The organism is Tahibacter caeni, from assembly GCF_024609805.1.
GTDB classification, from domain to species: domain Bacteria; phylum Pseudomonadota; class Gammaproteobacteria; order Xanthomonadales; family Rhodanobacteraceae; genus Tahibacter; species Tahibacter caeni.
The window spans coordinates 1-4,111 of sequence record NZ_JANFVR010000379.1; the positions used below are offsets into that span (position 1 = coordinate 1).

The window sequence follows — 4,111 nt, forward strand, 5'->3', positions numbered from 1 at the left end:
CGCGCGGCCGGCTACGCCGGCGACCCGGCCGCGCTGGCCGACCTCGGTGCCGCACCGCTCGGCGCCGTGGTCAAGGCCGGCGGCGGCACCGGCTCGTTCGTGTCGGCGCAGGGCCTGCTGCTGACCAACCACCACGTCGCCTACGGCGTGATCCAGTACAACAGCAAGCCCGAGCGCAATCTGCTCGAACAGGGCTTCGCCGCGACCGACCAGGCCGGCGAGCTGCGCGGCAGCCCGGATTTCCGCGTGCTCGTGACCGAGGGCTTCGACCGCGTGACCGACCGCGTGCTCGCCGCCGCCGCGGGCAAGAAGGGCCTGGCCTATTTCGACGCCGTCGACGCGGCGAGCAAGGCCATCGTCGCCGAATGCGAGGCGCAGGCCGGCCGCCGCTGCAGCGTCGCGAACATGGACTACGGCGCCGAGTTCTACCGCATCCGCCAGCTGGAGCTGCGCGATGTGCGCCTGGTCTATGCGCCGCCCGGCGCGATCGGCAAGTACGGCGACGAGATCGACAATTTCATGTGGCCGCGCCACAGCGGCGATTTCGCGCTGCTGCGCGCCTACGTCGGCGCCGACGGCCAGCCGGCCGACTACGCCGAAAGCAACCGTCCGTACGCGCCGCCGGCGCACCTGACGGTCAGCCGCACGGGCCCCAAGGACGGCGATTTCGCGATGCTCGCCGGCTATCCGGGCATCACCCATCGCCATCGCCTGGCCAGCGAGTTCGCCGAGCGCATCGATTGGGGACTGGCCGCGAGCAGCGACACGCTCGACGCGCTGATCGCGATCATCGAGCGCGAAGGCGCGCGCGACGCGGACGCGGCCGTGAAGTACGCGAGCCAGCTCGCGAGCCTCAAGAACGGCAGCAAGCGTTTCCGCGGCGAACTCGCCGGCCTGCTGCGCAGCGACGCCAGGCGCAAGCGCACCGAGGCGGAGCAGGCCATGCTGGCCTGGCTGCGGCACGAAGGCAGCGACCAGGGTCGCTGCGCCAAGGGCCGCGGCTGCCTCGACAGCGGCGAGACACTCGCGCGCATCGCCGGGATCGAGGCGCTGCTGAAGCAGGCTTCGGCCACGCGCGAGCGCGATCTCGTGCTGAACCTGATGCTGACCCAGACCCAGCTGCTGCGCGCGGCCGTGACCCTGCAGCGCCTCGCGCTGGAGCGCGGCAAGCCCGACGCACAGCGCGAGGCCGGCTATCAGCGCCGCGACGAAAACCTCATCGAGGCGCAGCTGCGCCAGGTGCAGCGCCGCTACGCCGCAGCGACCGAGCAGGCGCTGCTGCTGGAGCTGCTGCGCCGTTATCGCGCACTGCCGCCGGCGCAGCACCTGGCCGAGTTCGACGCCGTGTTCGGCAGCGACGAGGACACGGCCAAGGCCGCGCTCGCGCGGGTCTACGGCGCGACGCGGCTCGGCGACGAGGCGTTCCGCCTGGCCCAGCTGCAGGCCGAGCCGGCCGCGGTGCACGCGGACGACGACGCGCTGCTCGCGCTGGCCGCGCGCCTCCAGCCGACCCTGCTGAACCTCGAGCAGCAGCGCAAGCAGCGCGACGGCGAACTGCTGCGGCTGCGCCCGGCCTACATGGCCGCGCTCAAGAGCTGGTATCGCGACCAGCAGCGGCCGCTGTTCCCCGATGCGAACCAGACCCTGCGCGTGAGCTACGGCCATGTGGCCGGCTTCAGCCCGCGCGACGGCGTCGTCTACGCGCCGGTCACGACGGTCGCGGGCATCGTCGAGAAGAACATCGGCAAGTCACCCTTCGCCGCGCCGGCGCCGCTGCTCGCGGCGATCGCCGGGGGCGACTTCGGCGACACGGCCGATCCGGCGCTCGGCACGCAGACCGTCGACTTCCTGACCAACCTCGACACGACCGGCGGCAATTCCGGCTCGCCGGTGCTCGACGCGCGCGGCGAGCTCATCGGCCTGAATTTCGACAGCAACTGGGAATCGGTCAGCGCGAGCTGGTGGTTCGATCCGCGCTACAAGCGCGCCGTGCACGTCGATCTGCGCTACCTGCGCTGGCTGCTCGACAAGGTCTATCCGGCGCACTGGCTGCTCGCCGAGATGGGCGTACCGCCGGCTCGCTGAGATCGCCGTGACCGCATTGAACCTGCTCCACGTCGACGAGGCCCTGGTCGCCGTCGACAAGCCGCCCGGCATCGCCGTGCACCGCAGCCAGCTCGTCGGCGCCGACGACGACTATCTGATCGACCGGCTGCGCGCGCAGGTCGACGGCCCGCTGCATCTGGCGCACCGGCTCGATCGCGCGACCAGCGGCGTATTGCTCGTCGCGCGCTCGCGCGAGATCGCCGCCGAACTCGGCCGGCAGCTCATGGAGCGGCGCGTCGGCAAGGAATACCTCGCCGTCGTGCGCGGCTGGCCCGACGTCGAGGGCTGCATCGACCATCCGCTCAGCGGCTCCAGCCTCAAGGGACCGCTGCGCGAGGCGCGCACACGCTGGCGCCGGCTCGCGACGGCGGAGCTGCCGATCGAGATGGGCCGCTATCCGCAGCAGCGCTATTCGCTGCTCGCGGTGCAGCCCGAGACCGGCCGCTACCAGCAGATCCGGCGTCATTTCGCGCACGCCTCGCATCACCTGATCGGCGACACCACGCACGGCCGCGGCGATCACAACCGCCTGTTCCGCATCCACTGGTCCTCGCACCGGCTGCTGCTGCACGCCTGGCGGCTGGACTTCGTCCATCCGGTCGGCGGCGAACGGCTGTGCCTGCAGGCGTCGCTCGACGCGAGCTGGCAGCGCGTCCTCGCCGCCTTCGGCTGGGACGCGGTGCTGGCCGCGGCCGAGGCGCCGCCGCTACCGGTTCCCGCCGGCGCATAGCGCCTGCAACGGGCTGTTCCGCTGCGACAGGAAGCCCAGGTCGAGCTGGCAGACCTCGACGTCGCGGTTCTGCCGGTAGCTGTGGCCCGCGATGCAGTGACTGCGGCTGCTGCGGAGCAGCTCGCTCATCTGCTCGGCCGTGCAGGCGGCGTAGCGCCGATCGCTCCAGACCAGCGCCGCGGCGCCGCTGACCACGGCCGCGGCGGCCGAGGTCCGCTCGAACGACGCGTAGTCGCCGCTGCACGAACTCGGACCGCGCAGCGGCACGCTCGCGGTGCAGATGCTGCGCCGCTTCGTCGCATACGGCGGCGGCGCCGGCGCGCCGATGTCGACGGTGCCGAAGCCGTAGTTCATGCCGCCGATCGCATTGCCGTCGTAGTCGCGCACTTCCACGGTCAGGATATTCGGCTCGTTGAGCGAACTCGGCCAGCGCGTCGTCGAGTTGATGTTCACGCCGTCGTTGCCGGCGCTTGCCACGACGAGCAGATCCTCGTTGCGCGCGCGCTGCAGCGCATGCGACAAGGCCAGCGACGCCGGCTGCGTCAGGCTGCCCATGCTGATGTTCGCGACGCGCACGCGGCGGTCGTCGGGGTCGCGATACTCGATCGCGCAATGCAACGCCGCCGCCAGGCTGAATTCGCCGATGCAGCCGCCGACGCTCGCATTGATCGAGACGATGCGGCGCACCGGCGCGATGCCGGCCATGCCGATGCCGTTGCCGCGCCGCGCGCCGATCAGGCCGGCGACGCGCGTCGCATGCCAGGTGCCCTCGCCGGCCGCGACCTGCGGACAGCAGTCGCCGCCGTCGCAGCGGCCGTCCTCGTCGCGCAGCCGCGGCCGTATCTGCACGACCTCGGGCAGGTCCGGATGGTCGCCGCGCACGGGTCCGTCGAGCACCGCCACGTCGACCGGTTCGCCGGGCTGCAGCCGCCGGGGCGCCGGCATGCGGATGGCCTTCCATAACGCAGCGTTGTGGAATTGCAGCGGATCCGGCCGTGTGCCGCCGTCGAGCTCGAAGCGCGCTTCCTCGCGCAGGCGATAGCGCGGATCGGCGGCGATCCCGGCGAGCTCGCGCTGCTGCGCCGGATCGTCGGGACGGCTGCGCAGCAGCACGCGCGCGCCGGCCTGCTCGGCGCCGAACAGCGCGCCGTAGCGCTGCGCGAGCGAGGCGGCCGCGGCCTTGTCGGCCGCCTCGACGACATGGTCGGGCGGCCGTGCACAGATGTCGGCCGCACGCGCGCCGGCCGGCGCGCCGCCGGCGGCCCGCGGCGGGGG

Annotated in this window: 3 protein-coding genes; 2 read left to right on the top strand and 1 reads right to left on the bottom strand. The window is 72.6% G+C overall.

The window, feature by feature from the left end:
• The coding region (locus NON22_RS21095) for a S46 family peptidase (protein WP_257388958.1) at nucleotides 1–2,085 on the top strand (2,085 nt) is incomplete at its 5' end.
• Nucleotides 2,086–2,092: 7 nt separating this feature from the next.
• Nucleotides 2,093–2,836, top strand: coding sequence for a pseudouridine synthase (locus tag NON22_RS21100; RefSeq protein WP_257388959.1), 744 nt, complete (start codon nucleotides 2,093–2,095; stop codon nucleotides 2,834–2,836).
• On the opposite strand, the gene NON22_RS21105 is transcribed toward NON22_RS21100, so the two are convergent.
• On the bottom strand, nucleotides 2,813–4,111 hold a 1,299-nt coding region (locus NON22_RS21105), incomplete at its 5' end, for a S8 family serine peptidase (RefSeq protein ID WP_257388960.1). The two genes, NON22_RS21100 and NON22_RS21105, sit on opposite strands and share 24 nt — an antisense overlap.